Raw genomic sequence first — 19611 nt, forward strand, 5'->3', positions numbered from 1 at the left:
CGGCCAGCGCAGAGTGCACCCGGTTGCCTCCCGGTCTGGTGCAGATCGTCACGCAGGGCCGTCGGGCCCGAGCCAGCGCAGCACGTCCAGGGCCACCGCCACCCCCGTGGGGTTGTCGGCCAGGGGGCGGGGCAGCAGCTCGTCGGCCCTGGTCAGGCGGCGGATCACGGTGTTGCGGTGGGTGTACAGGCGCTCCGCCGTCCGCGAGGTGTTGAACTGCTCGTCGACGTACGCGGCGACGGTCTCCCGGGTCTCCTGATCGGCGTCCATCAGCTCGCCGAGGGTGTCGCGGACGAACTCGTCGGCCTTGCCCGTGTCGCTCGTGACCAGGGAGATCAGCGCGATGTCCTCGTACCGCGCGACGCGTCGTCGGGTGCGCAGCCGCGCCATCAGGCGCTGCGTCGTGCCGGCGTCGAGGTGGCTGCGCCGGAAGCCGTCCAGGTCCTCGCCCGGCCGCCCGATCGCGACCCGGACCTCGGGGTGGTCGGCCAGTTCTCGGGCGAGGTCGCCGGAATCGAGGTCGACGGTGCCCGGCAGCCACAGCCACAGCGCCGAGGCGCTGGCGACCACGGTCAGCGGCCGCGGGGTGCCCGCGCGGCGGGCCAGGGCGTGGGCTGCCGCGTCGAGGTCGCCGACGGTGCCGGTGGTCCAGATGACGGCCGCGGTGTGCGGTCCGGTGAGCCGGTAGCCGAGCTGCTGCTCGGCGCGGGGCCGGGTGATGGGGGCGCCCTCGAGGATCAGCGAGACCGCGGCCAGACGGTCCGCGTTGGTCCCGGTGGTCAGCTGCTCGCGTTCGCCGGCCATCCGGATCGTGATGGCGTCGATGGTGTCGTCGACGTACGTCGACATCGACGCCCACGTCACCGCGAGGAGTTCCCGCAGCTCGGCGGGGTCGTCGGTGAGTTCGAAGCAGACGTTCATCCACAGCGTCCAGGCGGTGTTGAGGCCCTTGCGGTAGGTATCGATGCCGTGCAGGTCGAGGCCCCGTCGGACCAGGTCGCGAGCGACGGCGAGGGCGTCGGCGGAGTCGATGTTCGGCGGCACCCGGCGGCCGGGCTGGGCCAGGTTGTGCGCCGCCCAGTGCAGCATGACGGCGGTGTCGGAGTTGCGGACCAGCTCGGCGAGGGTCGGGTCGGAGGCGATCGGCGAGAGGATGACGCCGGTCAGCGTCGCGTCCTGCAGCGCGGTCACCCACTCCTCGGGCGCGTTGCTCGCGAACTCCGCGGCGCGGCGGATCAGCTCCTTGACCCGGTCCGAGGGCTCGGGCCAGGTCTGTTCCGTCGGCGCACCCATGGGTGGAACCCTACTGACCCGCGGTCGGAACTAGGGTGTGCGCGTGACGGGAATGCGGTCGGCGGCCGGCTGGGCGGAGGCCCACCAGGTCCCGCTGTACGTCGCCGGGCTCGTTCTCGGGGCCGCCCTCGGGCTCGCGGTCCCGACGGTGGCGGGTCCCGCCGAGGCCGTCATCAACCCGGTGCTCGCGCTGCTGCTCTACGCGACCTTCCTCGGCATCCCGTTCGCGCGGATGGGGGAGGCGCTGCGGGACGTCCGGTTCCTCGGCACGGTGCTGGCGGTGAACTTCGTGGCGGTGCCGGTCGTGGTGTTCGCGGTGTCCCGGATCGTCGCGCACGACCGGGTGCTGCTCGTCGGGGTGCTGTTCGTGCTGCTCACGCCGTGCGTCGACTACGTGATCGTGTTCAGCGGTCTCGCGGGCGGCGCCAAGGACCGGCTGCTCGCCGCCGCGCCGCTGCTCATGCTGGTGCAGATGGTGCTGCTGGCGCTGTACCTGTGGTTGTTCGTCGGCGCGGACGTGATGCGGACCGTCGAGTACGGGCCGTTCGGGGAGGCCTTCGTGTGGGTGATCGTGGTGCCGCTGTTGCTCGCGGGTGCGACGCAGTGGGCGGCGGCCCGGACCCGATGGGGCGCTGAGCTCGCAGCGGGGGTGGCCGGCGCGATGGTGCCGATCATGGTGCTGACGCTGGCCGTCGTGGTGGCCTCGCAGATCGCGGGCGTACGCGACCAGCTCTCGTCGCTGTTGCTCACGGTCCCGGTGTACGTGCTGTTCGCGGCGGTGATGACGCCCGTCGGCGCGGCGGCGGGCCGACTCGCCGGGCTCGACGTGCCGAGCCGCCGCAGCGTGGTCTTCAGCGGTGTCACGCGGAACTCGCTGGTGATCCTGCCGCTGGTCCTCGCCCTCCCCGCTGAGTACGCCCTGGCGCCGCTGGTGGTGGTCACGCAGACCCTCGTCGAGCTGGTGGTGATGGTCCTCTTCGTCCGCCTGATCCCGCGGTTGATCCGCTAGCCGAGATTCATCGATCGCTATCCTGACATGATGGATGCGGATTCCGGTCAGGCGACTGCTCAGGGAGCGACCGCGCTCGGCACTCTCGGTGGCGTTCTCGGAGGACTGGTTGCGATCGAGGTGATCGCTTGGCTATGGGCGCAGACTGTCGGCGCGGACTTCGGGTGGTCGGTGCTCACACTTCTCGCCGGCGCAGCTCTTGTCGTCGCGTGGCTCGCCTACCTCGTGGCCTGGGCGATCCGTCGCAGACGGTTCGCTTCTCACCTCCTGATCATTCCGGCGATCGGCCTGCTCGGGCTGGCCGCGGCGTTCACGGGCCTGCCGCAGAAGGCGCGGTGGGCGTACGACGAGCCCCGGCTCACCGCCGCTGCGCAGGCGGCGTTGGCAGATCCGCGCGCGGAGTTCCACGATCAGAGCGACCGGACGATCGGCACCCAGGAGGTGTCCAGCACGAACAGGGCCGACGGTGTGGTCACCTTTCATCTTTACGGCGCCGGCGGGTTCTTCAGCATCACGACGCTCCAGTACCGGCCCGACGGGAGCTCCCCAGACCGCTGTGGCACCAATCGATGCCGGAGCCTGTCCGACGACTGGTGGCGCGTGCTCGTCGACTAACGGGCGGATCATCGTCGCGCGACGCGGACCGGCAGCGACGAGAGCCCGCGCACGTTGAGCGAGTGCACCCGCTCGATGTTCTCGAAGTCCACGTCGTAGCTCCGCACCGTCGATACCACCTCGCCCAGCGCGATGTCCGCCTCCAGCTTCGCCAGGTGCGAGCCGAGGCAGAAGTGGCTGCCGAAGCCGAAACTCAGGGACGCCGACGTGTCCCGGCCGATCCGGAACGCGGCGGCATCGTCGAACACCTCCCCGTCGCGGTTCGCGGATGCCACCAGCAGCAGCACCCGATCCCCCTGGGGGATCACGGTTCCGCGGAACTCCACGTCGACGGCCGCGCGCCGCAACAGCATCTGCGTCGACGTGTCGTAGCGCAGGGTCTCCGCCGACCAGTCCGGCACGGCCGACGGTGCGTCGAAGGGCTTACCGCCCTCGTCGGGATGTCGTGCACCCCAGTACATGGCGTTGCCCAGCAGCTTCGTCGTGGTCTCGTTACCGGCCACGATCATCAGGATGAGGATGCCGACGATCTCCGCATCGGTGAGCGATTCCCGTGCGCCGCTCTCGTTCTCGACCTGCGCGGCGATCAGCGCGGAGATCAGGTCGTCGGCCGGCCGCGCGCGGCGCGCGGCGACCAGGTCGACGTAGTACTGGTACAGGCCGAAGAAGGCCTCGGCCGCGGGCTGCGGCACGTCGAAAACGCCGTCCTTCCGGTGGATCAGGACGTCGCCGAGGCGACGCAGCTCATCGCGGTCGGCGATGGGGACGCCCATCATCTCGGAGATCACCTCCATCGGGACGAGGGCGGCGAAGTCGGCGACGAAGTCGAATTCGGTCCGGTCCAGGCACGCCGCCCAGTGCTCGCGCACCCGCTGCTCGATCCACGGCCGCAGCGCGGCGACGCGCTTCGGGGTGAAGGCCTTGGCGACGAGCCGGCGGATCCGCATATGTCGCGGGTCGTCCATCGCGAGGAAGCTCATCGCGTACTCCGCGTCGGGGGTGTACGCCGCCGGCTCCAGCGTGACGCCCCACGCGCTGGAGAGGCGCTCGGTGTCGCGGAAGGCGGCGCGGACGTCGTCGTACCGCGACAGCGCCCAGAAGTCGCGCTCGGCGTTGTAGTACACGGGCTGCTCCGCGCGCAGCCGCTCGAAGACCGGGTACGGGTCGTCGTGGAAGGCGTAGGAGTACGGATCGAGAATCATGCTGGACATGTGTCCAGATAGTAGTCCAGAATTATCTGGAAGGGAACAGGTTCTCGTTCTTCAGTGCGACATCATCAGGTCGACGGCCCGGGTCAGCGCGGCCTTCGAGGCGTCCACGTCGAGATACCCCATCCCGGCCTGCACGAGCACGCCGGAGTACGCGAGCTCGACCGACTCCACCAGGCCCGACGGTGCGCCGCGTCCCAGGGCCTCCGTCAGCCGGGCGCGGATGAGCAGGCCGACCCGCAGCCGCGCGGACTGCGCGTCGGCCTCGTGGCCGAGGAGTGCGGTGTTGACCGCGGTCGCGAACTGCCGATCGATCAGCACCAGCTCGACGAGACCGGTGAGTACCTGCAGCACCCGGTCCCGCGGTGTGGCATCCGGGTCGGGCTCGACGAGCTCCGCCTCGACGCGTCGCGCGAAGACCTCGGCGATCAGGTGGTTCTTCGACGAGAAGTACGTGTACGCCGTCGCGGGCGAGACGCCCGCGGCCCGCGCCGCCAGGCGCACGGTGAACCCGTCGACCCCGTGCTCTGCCAGCGTCGCCGGCACCGTGGCACACAGCTTGGACACCGTCTCGGCCTGGGCGGGGGACAGTCGCCTGCGGGGGAGGTCCGTCGAACTGGACATGCGTCCAGACGTTAGACCATGCGCCGTCTCGTCGGGTTCAGGCTCCGAAGGATTCGATCGCGATGCGAGCGCCGGCGATGAGGCGCGCGCGGGTGAACACCTCCGGCTGCGACAGCAGCAGTCTGCCGGACTCGATCACCAGGGCGACGATCATCCGGGCGTACAGCTCGTGATCGCGACGCGGGTCGTGCGTGCCCTCCTCGCCCGCGGTCATCGACAGCATGCGGGTCACCATCTCCGCGGCCTGGTCGCGCCCGCGGTCGACCGTCCTGCGGAACTCCGGGGTCGCGCTGTCGACGAGCTGCAGGATCGCGCTCCACAGGTCGGGCGAGGTGTCGAACATCTCCAGCAGGTTCGCGTACAGCGCCATGGCGAGGTCCGCCCGGTTCTCCTGGGTCTTCGCCCGCGCCGCGGCGTCGTAGCACTGGGCGATCGCGCGGCGCTCCTCCCGCTCCAGCGATGCCCGAAGGAGCGCCGGGGAGTCGTCGAAGTGCTTGTAGACCACCGGACGCGATACCCCGGCGGCCTCGGCCACGGATTCGATCGACACCTTGTGCACGCCGCGCTCGACGACCACGCAGAGGACCGCGTCGAGCAGGTGCTCCCGGCGCTCCTCCGGCGTCATCCTCGGGGCGTACGGGCGCTTGGCCTCCGCCTTCGCCACATCTGTCATCACGCCGCCCCTCTCCTTCGGTCGTGTCGGGAATCTCGGGCAATCCTACGGCTTGTGTAGCTACAGCGATCGAAGCTACATTGTGTGTAGCTACAGTGAATGTAACTTTGGGAGATCGGTCGATATCACGACTCCCACGCCCGGATCCGCCGGATACGGCCGAACGGTGTTCGGCTCATCGAACGAGGAGTTGGTGCAGTGGACAACCGAAGTGATCGCGTCTGCGTGATCGGGGCCGGCTACGTCGGAAACGGTGCCGCCGGCGCCCTGAAGCGGGCCGGAGTGCCCTACGACCAGATCGAGGCCACCGACCGGATCGGCGGCAACTGGTCGCACGGGGTCTACGACTCGACGCACTTGATCAGCTCGAAGTCGTCGACCCAGTACGTCGAGTTCCCCATGCCCGCCGACTACCCGACCTTCCCCAGCCGGGCCCAGATGCTGGCCTACTTGCAGTCCTACGTCGATCACTACGGGCTCGCGGAGCACATCGAGTTCAGCACCGAGGTCGTCGACGTCCGTCCCGTGGGCGCCAACGGCATGGCGGGCTGGATCGTGCAGCTGGCCTCCGGCGAGGTGCGACGCTACCGCGCCGTGGTCGTGGCGAACGGCCACTACTGGGAGCGACACCTGCCGCAGTACCCCGGTGAGTTCACCGGGAAGCAGTTGCACTCGAAGGACTACAAGCGGCCCGCGGACTTCGCTGAGGGTGGAAGAGTCCTCGTGGTGGGGGCGGGCAACTCCGCCAGCGACATCGCCGTCGAGGCATCGGCGACCTTCGGCTCCGCCGACATCTCGATGCGGCGTGGCTACTGGTTCATCCCCAAGACGATGTTCGGTGTGCCCGCGTCCGAACTGGACCGGGTATGGATTCCGATGCCGCTGCAGCGCACGGCTTTCAAGGCCATGCTGCGCTTGAGTCACGGTGACTACGAGCGCTACGGCCTCAAGCGGCCCGACCACAAGCTGTTCACCCGCGACGTCACCGTCACCACCTCGCTGATGTACGCGCTCCAGCACGGCAAGGTGCGGCCGCGGCCCGAGATCGAACGGTTCGACGGTGCCACGGTGCACTTCACCGACGGCTCCTCGGCCGACTTCGACACCCTGGTCTGGGCTACCGGGTTCCGCACGCGATTCCCCATGCTCGACGAGTCGATGTTCGTCTGGGAGAACGGCGATCCGCTGCTGATCGAGCACGTGCTCGCACCCCGGTTCGCCAACCTCTACCTGATGGGCCTCGTTGCCCCGCGTTCCGGCGCGGGACGGATCATCTCCCACGGCTCCGCCTTCCTCGCCGAGGCGATCCCGGCGCAGGCGCACTTCGCCGAGCCGCTCTCCGATGTCGTCGCTCGCTGGATTCCGGCGCGTTCGACGATGCTCGCCGGCTCAGCGGAGATCCTCGGCCGCGTCCGGCTGTTGCGCCAGGCGATACGACTGCTGGTGGCGAAGTCCGTGCTCCGCCCTCAGACACCCGGGCTCCAGGCCCCTGCTCGGCAGTCGTCCGCGCCGCAGCCGTTCATCGCACCCGTCCCGCTCGATCCGACCCCACCGGCCGCCGCGCCCCAGGACGCCGCGCGTGTCGATTCCACACCCAAGGAGAGCATCCCGTCATGAGTCTTCCCACTCCCACACCGGATTCCCGGATCGTCGTCACCGGCGCCTCGAGCGGAATCGGTGAGGCGCTCGCCGAGTCCTTCGCCCGCCGCGGGTATTCCCTGATCCTCGTCGCGCGCCGTGAGGACCGGCTGCGGGCCCTCGCTGAGCGGCTCGCCGGCCGCTACGTGGTGCAGGTCGATGTCGAGCCCTGCGACCTGGCGGACGCGACCCGACGCGCCGAGCTGATCCGCCGCCTCAGCAACGTGGAGGTCAGCGGGCTCTGCCTGAACGCCGGCTTCGCCACCTACGGCAGCATCGTCGAGCTGGACGCCGACCGGGAGCGTGAGCAGGTCGAGCTGAACGTGGTAGCGGTCCACGACATCCTCGTCGGCCTCCTGCCCGCCCTGGTCGCCCGCGGCTCGGGAGTGGTGCTGGTGACGGGCTCGACCGCCGGCAACCAGCCCAGCCCGAACAACGCCACCTACGCGGCGAGCAAGGCCTTCGCGAACACCCTCTCCGAATCGCTGCACGGCGAGCTCGCGGGCACCGGCGTCACCTGCACGCTGCTCGCCCCGGGGCCGGTGCGAACGGAGTTCGCCGAGGTCTCGAACCTCGGCGCCATCGAGCAGCGCCTCCCCGGGTTCGCCTGGGTCACCGCGGAAGCCGCGGCGGAGGCCGCCGTCCGCGGCGCCGCCGCCGGTCGCCGCCGGGTGGTTCCGGGCGCGACCGCGAAGCTGCAGGACTTCGGCGGCAAGTACGCGCCGCGCACCATCCTCAACCCGATCCTCCGCAAGGCCTACGGGGATCTCCGATGAGGGGCCGCGGATCGGAGTACGGCCTGCGCGGCAGCGTGCGGCAGGTGCTCGAGCTCGCGCCCCCGCGCGGCATGCTGTACCGGGACGCGCACTACTTCACCGCGACCGTCGAGGTCGACGTGCCGACGATGCAGTCCTGGCTCCCCGCGGGCGTCCACGCGGTGACCCCGGGGCGCGCGGACGTCTTCACCGCTTGGTTTCCGGACTGCACCTACGGCTCGGTGTATCACGAGGCCGGAATCTTCGTCCACATCAAAACGATCGGCGGGCGCACCGGTATCCACTGTCCGTGGATGATCCTCGACGACGACGTCGCCCTCATCCTCGGCCGCGAGCTGCTCGGCTATCCGAAGAAGCTCGGCGAGATCGAGTGGAACCTCGAGGAGCCCTGCATCGCCGCCAAGGCCGTCCGCCGGGGAACCGAGGTGATCGCCATGGGCGGCCGCCTCGGGGAGCTGATCGAGGACGCACCCCCGATCCTCGGCCGGCCGCACCGCAACGTGACCGGGACCCTCGGCGTGGCCGTGCCCCGGATCGTCGGATTCACACCGGGCGAGCATCCGATCGAGACCCGCGCGGTGCACCTCGACGAGTTCCGCATCGCGGGGTCGGATCGCGACCCCATCGACCGGATGGGCCTCGGCGAGGTCGTCGACGCCCGCCTGCATCGGGTGGATCTGTCGGCCGGGATCCCCCCGATCCCGCTGCGCCCCCTGACTCCTCTGTTCTCCCTGACCCGCCTGCGACCGAGAGTGCTGTGAGCATCATGACCGAATCCCTCCTGTCCGAACCCCTGGTCCTGCCCTGCGGGCAGACCCTCTCCAACCGCATCGCCAAGGCCGCCATGAGCGAACAGTTGGCCAAGCGCGACGGCACCGCGAGCGACGAGCTCCGTCGCCTGTACGCCGTCTGGGCTCGCGGCGGCGCTGGCCTGCTGCTCTCGGGGAACATCATGATCGATCGGGACGCCCTCACCGAGCCCGGCAACGTGATCCTCGACGACGCCCGCGGCCTGGAGGCGATCCGCGCCTGGACGGGCGCCACGTCGGGCACCGACGCCAAGATCTGGGCCCAGATCAACCACCCGGGCAAGGTCGCGGTCTCGCCGTTCGATCGTCGCCCCGTCGCCCCCTCGGCACGACGCAGCACGGTGCCCGGCTACAACATCCGCAAGCCGCGGGAGCTCTCGTCGAGCGAGGTCGGCGACATGATCGCCAAGTACGCCCGGACCGCCGAGCTGGCCGTGGCCGGCGGTTTCGACGGGGTGCAGGTGCACGCCGCCCACGGCTACCTGCTTTCGCAGTTCCTCTCGCCGCTGTCCAACCAGCGCAACGACGAGTGGGGCGGGGACGAGACCCGGCGCATGCGGGCGCTCCTGGAGACCGTCGCGGCGGTGCGCGCCGCCGTCGGCAACGGCGTCCCCGTCTCGGTCAAGCTGAACTCGACCGACTTCCTGCGCGGTGGCTTCGATTCCGAGCAGGCGCTCGCCGTGGCGCTCGCCCTGGGGGAGGCCGGTATCGACCTGCTCGAGATCAGCGGCGGTGGCTACGAACAGCCCGCCATGACGGGTGTCGCGGCGGGACAGGGCACAGGTGCCGACGGCCGCGGCTACTTCTTCGACTTCGCGCAGCGGATCCGCGCCGCCTCGACGGTGCCGATCATGCTCACGGGCGGCCTCCGCGACCCCGCCGTCATGGACGAGATCCTCGGCGCCGGCGTCGTCGACGTGATCGGCGTGGGGCGACCGCTCACCTTCGTCCCGGATTACCCGCGACACCTGCTCGACGGCCACGCCCCCGCGCTCCCCAAGAGCGCGCCGCGCGTGGGGTATCGGCCCGCGAACGGATACCTCGAGCTGGCCTGGCACAACAACCAGCTGCACAGGATCGCCGCAGGCAAGACCCCGCAGCGCCGCCCCGGTTTCCGGACGCTCGTCCAGTCGCTGTCGCGGATCACGGTTGCCGCCGGCAAGCAGGCGTCCATCCCGCGGTAGCCTGAGAAACCAGAAACGCCAGGCCGGACGTGTCGTCCGGCCTGGCGTTTCTCGTGAGCTGCCTGCGAGAATCGAACTCGCGACCTTTTCATTACGAGTGAAGCGCTCTACCGACTGAGCTAAGGCAGCGTGGCCCCGCACGGATGCGTGACCGAGGACCAAGTGTACTGACCACCCCGTCGACCACCAAATGCACCGCTCAACTGGGGCCTTGGTGCCGGAGCGGGCGGCGTTCCCGCCCGCCCCGGCACCGTCGGATTACTTCCCCGAGATCCAGGAGGGGATCGCGGGCCCGGGCACGTCGAAGGCCTTCGCGATGTCCGCGAGGATGTGGTACGCGCCCTGCACGCTCACGGCGCTCATCCATTCGGCGTCCTTGACCTCGACGGTCCGCGGCTCGAGCGGCGCCCACAGCGGGTTCTGCCGGTAGGTGTTGAGCGAGTCGACGCCCTTGTCGCCGTTGGTGGTCACGAAGATCTTCGTGCCGTCGGCCTCGGGGATCCGCTCGGCGCTGATCTCGGTCATGAACTCGTCGATGTTCTGCGACGCCGGCCGCGCGAGGCCGGCGTCCTGCAGCACGATGCCGGAGAAGGACTTCTTCGCGTAGAGCCGGGTGGGGCCGTCGAGGAAGCGGACCACGGAGATCGTGGTGTCGGGTCCGGACTTGGCCTTCACCGCGTCACCCACGCGACGTGCCTGCGCCTCGTACTCGGCGAGACGCTGGTCGGCGAGCGTCTCCTTGCCGAGGGCCTTCGCCAGCAGCCGGATGTTGTCCTTCCACGTCGGGCCGGTGGTCTCGCTGAAGACCGTCGGCGCGATGCCGGTGAGCTGCGCGTACTCCTTGGCGTGCCGCACCTTGGCGCTCACGATGAGGTCGGGCTTGGTGGCGATGATCTTCTCGAGCGACGGCGCGGCCAGCTTGCCCACGCTCTGCGCCTCGGCCCCGTAGTTCGTCGCGGACGCCCCGAGATAGTCCGGGAGCTTGCTGCCCAGCGTGTTGTACTCGGTGAACGCGACCACCTTGGTGTCGAGCATCAGCGTCGCGTCGGTGAAGGAGGCGTCCAGCGCGGCGACGCGCTGCGGCTGGCTCGGGATGGTCGTGCTGCCCATCGCGTGCTCGACGGTCCGCGGGAATCCGTCGGCGGCCGCGCTGCTGCCGGCCGCCGTGTCCGACGGTGCGCCGCTGCCGCACGCCGTGAGCGCGCCGATCGTGAGCGCGGCGAGCGTCACGCGCGCCAGGGAGAGCTTCATGGGTTCGGGGTTCCTTCCTCCCCGCGGGCATCGCGAGGATCGCGAGAGGGAAGGTTACGCTCGCCTTAGTGCTGGATACAACAGTGATTAGCGCTGGTCAGGGTTTGCAGGTGGCCGTCCGGGGCCGCGCATCGGCTGCGCCTTCCGCGGCATCCGGCCGGCGTCGTCGAGCGCCCGGCGCAGGAGGAACTCGATCTGCGCGTTGACGCTGCGCAGATCGTCCGCGGCCCATTTCGCGAGCGCCTGATAGACGGCGGGATCGATCCGGAGCGGGACCGCCTTGCGGCCCCGCTCCGGTCGGTCGCCCGCGGCGGGGCGCTCGGGGGAGTCGGTCGAACCCACTAGCTGTACAGGCTCCCCGTGTTCACGACGGGCGTGGTGCGGCTGTCGGAACACAGCACCACCAGCAGGTTCGAGACCATCGCCGCGCGTCGGTCGTCGTCCAGCTCGACGGTGCCGTTGTCCTCGAGCCGGGTGAGCGCGTTCTCGACGATGCCGACGGCGCCCTCGACGATCTTCTCCCGCGCGGCGAGCAGCGCGGAGGCCTGCTGCCGCTGCAGCATGGCCTGGGCGATCTCCGGTGCGTAGGCCAGCGACGAGATGCGGGCCTCGAGGATCTCCAGGCCGGCGAGCTCGACGCGGGCGGCGACCTGTTCGGCCAGCTCCGCGGCCACCTGATCGGTGGACCCGCGCAGCGATGTCGCGCCGGCGACCGCGTCGTCGGCGTCGTACGGGTGGCTCGTGGTCACGTGCCGCAGAGCCGATTCCGCCTGCGAGACGATGAACTCCTCGTAGTCCTCCACCGCGAATGTGGCGCGTGCCGTGTCCGCGACCTGCCACACGATGATCGACGCGATGTTCACCGGGTTGCCGGTCGAGTCGTTGACCTTGAGCTCGGCGGTCTCGAAGTTGTGCACGCGCACCGAGACCCGCTGCCGCGTGGTCAGCGGCAGCACGAGGCCGAGGCCCTGGGTGCGCACGGTGCCGACGTACCGGCCGAAGAGCTGCACCACCAGGGTGTGCCCGGGCGCGACCACGACGACCATGCTGATGAGCAGCAGTGCCGCGATGCCGAGCAGCACGCTGACCGCGATGAGCGCCGGCGCCTTCGCCGAGATCGACAGCACGACGAGGCCGACGGCCCCCGCGATGAGCGCGAGGAAGCCGAAGAACGCGGCCACCGCGGCGCCGGCCCCGGCGTGCCACGCCGCCCGCTCCGTGATCGCCACCTGGGTGTCCTCGGGTTGAACGATGCCTGTCATCACCCCTCCTTATTCTGATATCACTTAAGTAAGTGATATCAGTTTTTCGTTCGCGACGTCAAGGACGCGTCAGGGTCCCGTCAACGGCTCTTCCCGCCGGACGGGGCCGGCAATAGCGTTCCGGGCCATGACCTTCCTGCTGATCGTGACGGGCGTGCTGCTGCTCTTGCGCCTGGTCAACGAGCTGTATTATCGCCGCGTCGACCGTCTTCCGATCGAATCGCGCTGAACCGAAGGCTTGACCTCAACCGGGGTTGATAAGCGAGCCTGGAGGCATGGCTGACGACCTCTCGCGGAACCCTGCCCGCGACCTTCCGGACATCCTCGGCGACGGCGCGCCCGGCGACGCCACGGCGATCGTGGACTTCGTCTCCGAGGTGCTCGAGGCGCAGCGCGCGGGCAGCGTCCCGCGCGTGCGCTCGCTGTTCCGCGACGACGCGGTCTGGACCACGGCACACGGACGCCGCCTGCACGGCCGCGCCGCGATCGACGCCTTCCTCGCGCGCACGGTCCACGGCTCGATGGCGCGCGGCGCCGCCGATTACGTCGTCGAGCGGGTCCTGTTCATCCGCCCCGACGTGGCCGCGGTCAGCGTCCGGGTTCGGCCCCTGGGGCCCGACGGTGCGCCGCACCCGGCGGTCCCGGACGCGGCGCCGCTGTACGTGCTGTCCAAGGACGACGGTGCCTGGCGCATCGCCGCCGCGCAGTCCACGGCCGTCTTCGACGATCCGGCGGCGCAGCACCGGCGCGCCGGGTAGCCTTCGGTCGTCGTTCGACGGTGACGTCCCGCTCGCGCAATCGCGCGCGAACGGCCCCCGCGAAACTGGAACGTGTTACAGTTCTGCCCACGAGACCGTGAGCGTCGAGCTGTCCTGCCTGGGCTTTTCCGACGGCGCTGCGGGAGAGGGGTAGCACCATGGCGACATCACAGCCTGAGACCGACGACGTGACCGTCGAGTCCGTCGACGAGCCCGGCGCCGGCGCGAGCGAGACCGAGGCGGCCGAGACCACGGCGAAGATCACCACTACGAAGGCTCCCGCGCCGAAGGCCGCGAAGGCCCGCCCGGCGGCGGAGAAGGCCGACGAGGCGCCGCGCGGCATCGTCGTCACGCCGCTCATGCTGGCGCTGTCCGCCGTCGTCGTGCTCCTCGCCGTGGCCGCCACGGCGTTCGGCTTCCTCTGGCAGTCGGCCGCGTCCGACCGGGACGACGCGCGCGATCAGCTCGCCGCCGTCACCGCGACGCAGGAGACGGACGCGCGCGCCGAGGACATCGCGAAGAAGTACGCGATCGGCGCCGCCACCATCGACTACCAGAACCTGGCCGCGTGGCGCACCGCGCTCACGGCCGGCACCACCGACGAGCTCGCGAACCAGCTCCGCGAGGCGTCCACGCAGTTCGAGCAGGTCGTCGTGCCGCTGCAGTGGCAGTCCACCGCGACGCCGCTCGGGACCATCGTCGCGTCCACCAAGGACGGCCTGATCACGGTCAACGTCTTCGTCAACATGATCACCAAGAGCACGCAGCGCCCCGAGGGCATCCCGTCGACGGCCACCTACACGCTCACGATCGACACCAAGCAGGACTGGAAGATCAGCGACGTGCGCGGCATGGACGCCGCCTTGTCCGGCAAGTAGCGGCTCCACACGAAACGGCGCGGACCCGAGGGTCCGCGCCGTTCGTCGTGTCAGGGATTGCGGGTCAGGGCTGGCCGGGCAGGAGCTGCACCATGAGGCCCTCGCCGTCGGCGAGCAGGGTGCCGTCCTCCTCGGTGAGCCGGGCGGTGATGAAGGTCTTCCGCCCGTCGACGCGGTCGACCTTGCCCTCGATGACGAGCGGCACGTCCAGCGGCGTCACCTTGCGGTAGTTCACGTGCAGGTACGCGGTGCGGCTGATGGGCCGCTTCGCGGCGTAGACCACGTTGCCGAAGTTGTCGTCGAAGATGAGCGGCAGCACGCCGCCGTGCGCGACCCCGCCGCCGCCCAGGTGGTACCGGCGCAGCACGCCGCGGGCGACCACGGACTCCTCGTCGAACTTCTCGACGTGGAAGGGCGGCATCAGCAGGCTGCCGCGCCCGGGCAGCGACATGCTGCGGTTCGCGGGCCCCTTGCCCTCCCGCGCCGCGTACGGCGCCAGCAGTTCGACGAGTTCGGCTGCTCTGTCCCGCGCGGTCGCGTACACCTCGTCGGGGGCGTCGACGCACACCGCGAGGTCCTGCAGGCGCCGCATGTTCTCGACGAAGTCGCCGAACGCGGGCGGCGGCGTGGCCTCTCGGAATCGCGGGATCTCGCTCCGCAGGTCCACCTTGTCCGAATCCGAGTCGCTCATCCGTCAGACCTTACTCAGGACCAAACCGCTGGTCGGAACCCCGGTCCCGGCGGTGACCACGGCCCGCTCCGCGCCGGCGACCTGATTGGCGGCCGTTCCGCGGAGCTGACGTACCGCCTCGGCGATGCCGTTCATCCCGTGGATGTACGCCTCGCCGAGCTGGCCGCCGTGCGGGTTCAGCGGTAGGGCCCCGTCGAGCTCGCCGGTCCCGGCCGCCAGGAACGACGGCGCCTCGCCCCGCCCGCAGAAGCCGAGTTCCTCGAGCTGCATGAGCACGTAGGGGGTGAAGTGGTCGTAGAGCACGGCCAGGTCCATGTCCGACGGTGCCATCCCCGCCTGCGCCCACAGCTGCCCGCCGACGACGCCCATCTCGGGCAGGCCGGTGAGCCCGTCGCGGTAGTAGCTAGTCATGACGTACTGGTCGGGGCCGCTGCCCTGCGCCGCGGCGGCGATCACCGTGGGTGCCTGCTTCAGATCGCGGGCGCGTTCGGCGCTCGTGATCACCAGCGCCACACCGCCGTCCGACTCCTGGCAGCAGTCCAGCAGGTGCAGCGGCTCGGCGACGAACCGCGACGCCTGGTGCTCCTCCAGCGTGATCGGCTTGCCGAAGAACCAGGCCTTCGGGTTGGTCGCTGCCCGCGCCCGGTCGAGCACGGCGACCCGGCCGAAGTCCTCACTGGTGGCGCCGAAGTCGTGCATGTAGCGGCGCGCCGCCATCGCGACCGTCGCCGCAGGGGTGGCGATCCCGGCGGGGTAGTGGAAGGCGTTGTCGATGCCGTTCGTGTTCACCTGCTGCGCAGCGGCGTTCGAGACCTGCCCGAAGCGGTGCCCGGACCGCTCGTTGAAGGCGCGGTAGGCCACCACCACGTCGGCGACGCCCGTCGCGACGGCCATCGCCGCCTGCTGCACGGTCGCGGCCGCGGCGCCGCCGCCGAAGTTGATGCGGCTGAAGAACTTCAGCTCGGGGATCCGCAGCTCGCGCGCCACGGCGATCTCGGAGTTGGTGTCCATCGTGAAGGTCACCAGGCCGTCGACGTCCTGCGGCGTGAGGCCGGCGTCGTCGAGCGCCGCCCGCACGCACTCGACGGCCAGCCGCAGCTCGCTCCGGCCGGAGTCCTTGGAGAACTCCGTGGCGCCGATGCCGGCGATCGCGGCCCTGCCGCTCAGCCCGCTCATGCCGGCAGCACCACGGTCGCGGTGCCCGAGATGTGGTCACCCAGGCTGTCCTTCGCGGTCACGGCGATGGTGACGGCGGCACCGTCGACCGCGGTGACCGCGCCCGAGAAGTGCAGTGTGTCGCCGGCGTAGCAGGGCGCGCCGAGCCGGATGGAGATGTTCCGCACGAAGGCCTCCGGGCCCGCCCAGTCGGTCACGTACTTCTGGACCAGGCCGTTGTCGGTGAGGATGTTGACGAAGATGTCCTTGCTACCGCGGGCGTGCGCCGCGTCGCGGTCGTGGTGCACGTCCTGGAAGTCGCGGGTCGCGATGGCCGTGGTCGCCACGAAGGTGGTGCTCGCGTGGATCGTCATGGGCGGCAGCGCGGTCCCGACGGTGACCGCGTCCGCGCGCAGGGTGGTGGGGTACGTCATCGTGCCTCCCAGGCGGGCAGGGTCAGGTCGTCGTCGACGCGCAGGAACACACTCCGCACGGGCATGCCGATCTCGACGGCGGCGGGATCCACGTCGATCAGCTCGCCGAGCACGCGCACGCCCTCGTCGAGCTCCACGAGCGCCACCACGAAGGGGAGGCGCTTGCCGGGGACCTTGGGGTGGTGGTGCACCACGAAGCTGAAGACGGTGCCGGTGCCGGGGGAGACCACGTAATCGGGGACGAGCCCCAGGTCGCCGCCCGGGTCCATCGGACCCGGCGGGTGGCGGAGCGTGTCGCCCCAGCGCTGGATCCGCAGCTCCCCGGCCTTGGCGCCCTCCCAGTAGAAGGCGGTGTCGCGCGAGATCACGGGCCGCAGTACGCCGCCCGCGTAGGCGGAGGCGTCCACGATCCGGCCGCTCAGCCCGGCATCGGGCACGGTGCCCTCCGACGGCGCGTCGGCCGACGGCGGGCGGAACTTCAGCATCCGGAAGGTCATCTCGGCGACGACCTCCTCGCCCACGCGCCACAGCGTCCGGGTGGTGAAGAACCAGCCCTCGCCGAGCCCGGTCTTCTTGGGGCCCACCACGTCCTCGAGCCGAGAAGAGGAGGTCATCACCTCGCCCGGCCGCACGTGCCGGTGGTACGTCTGGTCGGAATTGGTGGCGACGACGGAGGTGAAGCCGGCGTCGTCGAGTGCGGCGGACATCAGCCCCATCGGGTCGTCGTCGGCCCGCACCCCGTGCAGCCCGCGCATCGACCACACCTGCGCCATCGCGGGCGGCGCCACGGGCCCGCCGAACACCGACTGCTCCGCGAACGCGGGGTCCGAGTACAGCGGGTTGGCGTCGCCGATCGCCTCGGTCCAGTTGTTGATCATCGGCTGGTTCACGGGATCCCGGCCGGCGCGCGGCGCGGAATCGCCGAGCGCGCGAATGCGTTCCGCCGCGGCGAGCACGGCCGCGGTCGTGTCCGCCGTCGTGTCGGGCGCGGTCATCGCGGCACCCGCGGCAGCTGCAGGCCCATGAGGGCGATCAGTTCGCGCTGGATCTCGTTGACGCCGCCGCCGAAGGTGAGCACCAGGTGGCGCTTGGCCTGTACGTCGAGCCAGTGCAGCAGCTCGGCCGTGGCCGGCTCGGCCGGGTCGCCGTGCGTCCCGACGGTCTCCTCGAGCAGCGCGGTCAGGCCCTGGATCCGGTCGGAGCCGAAGACCTTGGTGGCGGAGGCGTCCGCCACGTCGACGGGGCCGCCGGCCTCCGCGGCCGCGACCTGCCAGTTGAGCAGCTCGTTGATGAGCTCCGCCGCCCGCACCCGGGCCAGCGCCTCCGCGACGTCGGGCACGCCCAACAGCTCCTGTTCGTGGGCCCAGGCGTCGACCCGGTCGTATAGCGCGCCGATCCGGCCCGACGGGCCCAGCATGACCCGCTCGTGGTTGAGCTGGGTGGTGATGAGCTTCCAGCCCTCGTTCTCCACCCCGACGAGCATGTCCACCGGGACGCGGACGTCGTTGTAATAGGTGGCGTTCACGTGGTGCGCGCCGTCGGCCGTGATGATCGGCGTCCAGCTGTAGCCCGGGTCCTTCGTGTCCAGGATGAGGATCGAGATGCCCTTGTGCTTGGGCGCATCCGGATCGGTGCGGACGGCCATCCACACGTAGTCGGCGTCGTGGCCGCCGGTGGTGAAGATCTTCTGCCCGTTGACCACGTAGTGGTCGCCGTCGCGGACCGCGGTGGTGCGCAGCGACGCCAGGTCGGTGCCCGCCTCCGGCTCCGTGTAACCGATCGCGAAATGCACCTCGCCCGAGAGGATCTTCGGCAGGAACTTCGCCTTCTGCTCCTCGGTGCCGAAGGCCTGCAGCGTCGGCCCGACGGTCTGCAGCGTCACCGAGGGCAGCTGCACGTCGGCGCGGGAGGCCTCGTTGACGAACAGGTACTGCTCGATCGGCCCGAAGCCCTTGCCGCCGAACTCGGTGGGCCAGCCGACGCCCAGCCGGTCGTCGCGACCCATGCGCAGCACCACGTCCCGGAAGACGTCGCCGTGCCGCTGCACCAGCATCGCGGTGCGCTCCTCCGGCGTCATGAGAGTTGAGAAGTAGTCACGCAGCTCGGCCTGCAGGGCGCGCTGCGCGGTAGTGAGGGCGAGGAACCGGCCCGACTCGTCCGCGCTCGTCGCGTCGTCGCGGTGCGCGGTGGCCAGCGCTCGCACCGTCTGGGGGACGCCGCCCACGAACCGGGTGAGGTCCTTGATCGCCGAGTAGAACCGGTGCAGCGGGTACGTCGCGTCCACGCCGATGCCGCCGTGCAGGTGGTGGCAGGTCCGCACGGCCGACGGTGCCTCCGCGGCCAGCCAGTGCGCCGCGAGCGCGGTGGCCTCCTCGGCCGGCGAGCCCGTACCGATCCGCCAGGCGGCCGAGACCGCGGCGAGGTGCAGCGTGCGGGAGGCGATGTAGACGTCGGCGATCTGCTGCGCCACGGCCTGGAAGGCGCCCAGCGGGCGCCCGAACTGCTCGCGCTTGCGCAGGTGGTCGACGGTGAGCGCGAGGGCCCCGGCGAGCGCACCGTCGGCGACGGCGGCCGCGCCGGTCAGCCCGCACTCGCGCACGGCCTGCGCGACGGTCCCGTCGGTGGACCCGCCCAGCACCGCCTCGGCCGGCACCTCGACACCGGCGAGGTCGACGGTGCCCTCCGGCGTCCCGGCGGACGTGGGGCTGGGGGAGACGGTGACGCCGGGCGCGGACGCGGGAACCACGAAGACCGCGGCGCCGTCGTCGGTGGCGGCGCTGACCAGGAGGTGCGTGGCGTGCTGCGCATACCCGACGGCCACCTTGCGGCCCGTCAGCGCCCAGCCGCTCGCGGTGCGCACGGCGCGCGTGGACGGTGCCGACGGCACGGCGGCCCCGGCCTCGCCCAGCGCGCCCACGATCAGCTCGTCGCCGGTCAGGGCGGCGGGCAGGAGCCGCTCGCGCTGCTCGACGGTGCCGTGCGTCGCGACGGGCAGGATGCCCAGCGAGAGGGCGGGGAGCAGCGGGGCGGCGATCGCGAGCCGGCCGGCCTCGGTGAGCACGGCGGCCACCTCCTCGGCGCCGAGTCCGGCGCCGCCGAGGCTCTCGGGGGCGGGGAGGCCGAGGAGATCGGCCCGGGCGAGGTCCGCCCATGTCGCGCGCCAGGCGTCCCCGGTCTCGGCGCCTCCGCTCTCGCGCGCGGCGGCGTGCCCCAGCACGTCGGCCGCGAGGCCGGCGACGGCCACCTGGTTCTCGTCCGGACGGAAGTCCACGCGCACTCCTGATCTCGATACCGCGTACAAACGGTGAAACGTGTTCTATTTTTAGCAAGTGGAGTGAACGCTCGCAAGCAGT

At 70.8% G+C, this 19611-nt stretch carries 20 protein-coding genes and 1 tRNA gene; 8 read left to right on the forward strand and 13 right to left on the reverse strand.

The window, feature by feature from the left end; genetic code table 11:
- Positions 1-48: 48 nt before the first annotated feature.
- Complete coding sequence (locus ACLQ3K_RS07295) at positions 49-1293, reverse strand: PucR family transcriptional regulator (RefSeq protein WP_425998186.1); 1245 nt, start codon at positions 1291-1293, stop codon at positions 49-51.
- A 52-nt stretch (positions 1294-1345) separates the two neighbouring features.
- Between ACLQ3K_RS07295 and ACLQ3K_RS07300 the strand changes: the two genes are divergently transcribed.
- Positions 1346-2302: an arsenic resistance protein gene (locus ACLQ3K_RS07300; RefSeq protein ID WP_425998961.1), complete on the forward strand. Its 957-nt coding sequence runs from the start codon at positions 1346-1348 to the stop codon at positions 2300-2302.
- A 171-nt stretch (positions 2303-2473) separates the two neighbouring features.
- Positions 2474-2917: a hypothetical protein gene (locus ACLQ3K_RS07305; protein ID WP_425998188.1), complete on the forward strand. Its 444-nt coding sequence runs from the start codon at positions 2474-2476 to the stop codon at positions 2915-2917.
- 8 nt (positions 2918-2925) lie between these two features.
- Here the strand turns inward: ACLQ3K_RS07305 and ACLQ3K_RS07310 are convergent, their stop codons facing one another.
- The 3 genes from ACLQ3K_RS07310 to ACLQ3K_RS07320 are packed head-to-tail and all read right to left on the reverse strand — an operon-like array spanning position 2926 to position 5422.
- Positions 2926-4128, reverse strand: coding sequence for a cytochrome P450 (locus ACLQ3K_RS07310; RefSeq protein ID WP_425998190.1), 1203 nt, complete (start codon positions 4126-4128; stop codon positions 2926-2928).
- A 51-nt stretch (positions 4129-4179) separates the two neighbouring features.
- Positions 4180-4749 (reverse strand): TetR/AcrR family transcriptional regulator, encoded by a 570-nt coding sequence (locus ACLQ3K_RS07315; RefSeq protein ID WP_425998192.1) that lies wholly within the window; start codon positions 4747-4749, stop codon positions 4180-4182.
- Between the two features lie 37 nt (positions 4750-4786).
- Complete coding sequence (locus ACLQ3K_RS07320; protein WP_425998194.1) at positions 4787-5422, reverse strand: TetR/AcrR family transcriptional regulator; 636 nt, start codon at positions 5420-5422, stop codon at positions 4787-4789.
- Positions 5423-5620: 198 nt separating this feature from the next.
- Between ACLQ3K_RS07320 and ACLQ3K_RS07325 the strand changes: the two genes are divergently transcribed.
- The 4 genes from ACLQ3K_RS07325 to ACLQ3K_RS07340 are packed head-to-tail and all read left to right on the forward strand — an operon-like array spanning position 5621 to position 9829.
- Positions 5621-7039 carry a flavin-containing monooxygenase gene (locus tag ACLQ3K_RS07325; protein ID WP_425998196.1) on the forward strand — a complete coding sequence of 473 codons (1419 nt, stop codon included), beginning with the start codon at positions 5621-5623 and terminating at the stop codon, positions 7037-7039.
- Positions 7036-7836: an SDR family NAD(P)-dependent oxidoreductase gene (locus ACLQ3K_RS07330; protein ID WP_425998198.1), complete on the forward strand. Its 801-nt coding sequence runs from the start codon at positions 7036-7038 to the stop codon at positions 7834-7836. Before ACLQ3K_RS07325 ends, ACLQ3K_RS07330 begins: the two co-directional genes overlap by 4 nt.
- Positions 7833-8597, forward strand: a complete 765-nt coding sequence (locus ACLQ3K_RS07335; protein ID WP_425998200.1) for an acetoacetate decarboxylase family protein — start codon at positions 7833-7835, stop codon at positions 8595-8597. Before ACLQ3K_RS07330 ends, ACLQ3K_RS07335 begins: the two co-directional genes overlap by 4 nt.
- 5 nt (positions 8598-8602) lie before the next feature.
- Positions 8603-9829, forward strand: a complete 1227-nt coding sequence (locus ACLQ3K_RS07340) for an NADH:flavin oxidoreductase (protein WP_425998202.1) — start codon at positions 8603-8605, stop codon at positions 9827-9829.
- Positions 9830-9885: 56 nt separating this feature from the next.
- Here ACLQ3K_RS07340 and ACLQ3K_RS07345 read toward each other — a convergent pair.
- The 4 genes from ACLQ3K_RS07345 to ACLQ3K_RS07360 all read right to left on the reverse strand — a co-directional run bounded on the left by ACLQ3K_RS07345 (position 9886) and on the right by ACLQ3K_RS07360 (position 12342).
- Positions 9886-9958: transfer RNA gene (locus ACLQ3K_RS07345), tRNA-Thr, on the reverse strand.
- A gap of 129 nt (positions 9959-10087) precedes the next feature.
- Positions 10088-11080, reverse strand: coding sequence for an ABC transporter substrate-binding protein (locus ACLQ3K_RS07350; RefSeq protein ID WP_425998204.1), 993 nt, complete (start codon positions 11078-11080; stop codon positions 10088-10090).
- Between the two features lie 87 nt (positions 11081-11167).
- Complete coding sequence (locus ACLQ3K_RS07355; RefSeq protein ID WP_224648491.1) at positions 11168-11422, reverse strand: hypothetical protein; 255 nt, start codon at positions 11420-11422, stop codon at positions 11168-11170.
- Complete coding sequence (locus tag ACLQ3K_RS07360) at positions 11422-12342, reverse strand: SPFH domain-containing protein (protein ID WP_425998206.1); 921 nt, start codon at positions 12340-12342, stop codon at positions 11422-11424. Before ACLQ3K_RS07360 ends, ACLQ3K_RS07355 begins: the two co-directional genes overlap by 1 nt.
- Positions 12343-12617: 275 nt before the next feature.
- On the opposite strand from ACLQ3K_RS07360, the gene ACLQ3K_RS07365 reads away from it, so the two are divergent.
- Together ACLQ3K_RS07365 and ACLQ3K_RS07370 are read left to right on the forward strand one after the other, a co-directional pair.
- Positions 12618-13100 (forward strand): SgcJ/EcaC family oxidoreductase, encoded by a 483-nt coding sequence (locus ACLQ3K_RS07365; RefSeq protein WP_224648505.1) that lies wholly within the window; start codon positions 12618-12620, stop codon positions 13098-13100.
- Positions 13101-13258: 158 nt separating this feature from the next.
- Positions 13259-13978: a hypothetical protein gene (locus tag ACLQ3K_RS07370; protein ID WP_336670878.1), complete on the forward strand. Its 720-nt coding sequence runs from the start codon at positions 13259-13261 to the stop codon at positions 13976-13978.
- Positions 13979-14042: 64 nt separating this feature from the next.
- On the opposite strand, the gene ACLQ3K_RS07375 is transcribed toward ACLQ3K_RS07370, so the two are convergent.
- Genes ACLQ3K_RS07375 through ACLQ3K_RS07395 form a run of 5 tightly spaced genes read right to left on the reverse strand, consistent with a single transcriptional unit; the run spans position 14043 to position 19529 of the window.
- Positions 14043-14669 (reverse strand): PaaI family thioesterase, encoded by a 627-nt coding sequence (locus ACLQ3K_RS07375; RefSeq protein ID WP_425998208.1) that lies wholly within the window; start codon positions 14667-14669, stop codon positions 14043-14045.
- Between the two features lie 3 nt (positions 14670-14672).
- A complete protein-coding gene (locus tag ACLQ3K_RS07380; protein ID WP_425998210.1) occupies positions 14673-15845 on the reverse strand; it encodes a lipid-transfer protein in 1173 nt (390 codons plus the stop codon).
- Positions 15842-16258: a MaoC family dehydratase gene (locus ACLQ3K_RS07385; protein ID WP_304941285.1), complete on the reverse strand. Its 417-nt coding sequence runs from the start codon at positions 16256-16258 to the stop codon at positions 15842-15844. The genes ACLQ3K_RS07380 and ACLQ3K_RS07385 overlap by 4 nt, the downstream gene beginning before the upstream one ends.
- Positions 16255-17253, reverse strand: coding sequence for a bifunctional MaoC family dehydratase N-terminal/OB-fold nucleic acid binding domain-containing protein (locus ACLQ3K_RS07390; protein ID WP_425998213.1), 999 nt, complete (start codon positions 17251-17253; stop codon positions 16255-16257). Before ACLQ3K_RS07390 ends, ACLQ3K_RS07385 begins: the two co-directional genes overlap by 4 nt.
- Positions 17250-19529, reverse strand: coding sequence for an acyl-CoA dehydrogenase (locus tag ACLQ3K_RS07395; RefSeq protein WP_425998215.1), 2280 nt, complete (start codon positions 19527-19529; stop codon positions 17250-17252). Before ACLQ3K_RS07395 ends, ACLQ3K_RS07390 begins: the two co-directional genes overlap by 4 nt.
- Positions 19530-19611 lie beyond the last annotated feature (82 nt).

This window comes from Tsukamurella sp. DT100, from assembly GCF_049844855.1.
GTDB lineage: Bacteria > Actinomycetota > Actinomycetes > Mycobacteriales > Mycobacteriaceae > Tsukamurella.

Coding starts and splice junctions, on each gene's coding strand:
- ACLQ3K_RS07295 (WP_425998186.1), bottom strand. CDS start 1,293: ATGGGTGCGCCGACGGAACAGACCTGGCCCGAGCCCTCGGACCGGGTC.
- ACLQ3K_RS07300 (WP_425998961.1), top strand. CDS start 1,346: ATGCGGTCGGCGGCCGGCTGGGCGGAGGCCCACCAGGTCCCGCTGTAC.
- ACLQ3K_RS07310 (WP_425998190.1), bottom strand. CDS start 4,128: ATGTCCAGCATGATTCTCGATCCGTACTCCTACGCCTTCCACGACGAC.
- ACLQ3K_RS07315 (WP_425998192.1), bottom strand. CDS start 4,749: ATGTCCAGTTCGACGGACCTCCCCCGCAGGCGACTGTCCCCCGCCCAG.
- ACLQ3K_RS07320 (WP_425998194.1), bottom strand. CDS start 5,422: ATGACAGATGTGGCGAAGGCGGAGGCCAAGCGCCCGTACGCCCCGAGG.
- ACLQ3K_RS07330 (WP_425998198.1), top strand. CDS start 7,036: ATGAGTCTTCCCACTCCCACACCGGATTCCCGGATCGTCGTCACCGGC.
- ACLQ3K_RS07335 (WP_425998200.1), top strand. CDS start 7,833: ATGAGGGGCCGCGGATCGGAGTACGGCCTGCGCGGCAGCGTGCGGCAG.
- ACLQ3K_RS07340 (WP_425998202.1), top strand. CDS start 8,603: ATGACCGAATCCCTCCTGTCCGAACCCCTGGTCCTGCCCTGCGGGCAG.
- ACLQ3K_RS07350 (WP_425998204.1), bottom strand. CDS start 11,080: ATGAAGCTCTCCCTGGCGCGCGTGACGCTCGCCGCGCTCACGATCGGC.
- ACLQ3K_RS07360 (WP_425998206.1), bottom strand. CDS start 12,342: ATGACAGGCATCGTTCAACCCGAGGACACCCAGGTGGCGATCACGGAG.
- ACLQ3K_RS07365 (WP_224648505.1), top strand. CDS start 12,618: ATGGCTGACGACCTCTCGCGGAACCCTGCCCGCGACCTTCCGGACATC.
- ACLQ3K_RS07370 (WP_336670878.1), top strand. CDS start 13,259: ATGGCGACATCACAGCCTGAGACCGACGACGTGACCGTCGAGTCCGTC.
- ACLQ3K_RS07375 (WP_425998208.1), bottom strand. CDS start 14,669: ATGAGCGACTCGGATTCGGACAAGGTGGACCTGCGGAGCGAGATCCCG.
- ACLQ3K_RS07380 (WP_425998210.1), bottom strand. CDS start 15,845: ATGAGCGGGCTGAGCGGCAGGGCCGCGATCGCCGGCATCGGCGCCACG.
- ACLQ3K_RS07385 (WP_304941285.1), bottom strand. CDS start 16,258: ATGACGTACCCCACCACCCTGCGCGCGGACGCGGTCACCGTCGGGACC.
- ACLQ3K_RS07390 (WP_425998213.1), bottom strand. CDS start 17,253: ATGACCGCGCCCGACACGACGGCGGACACGACCGCGGCCGTGCTCGCC.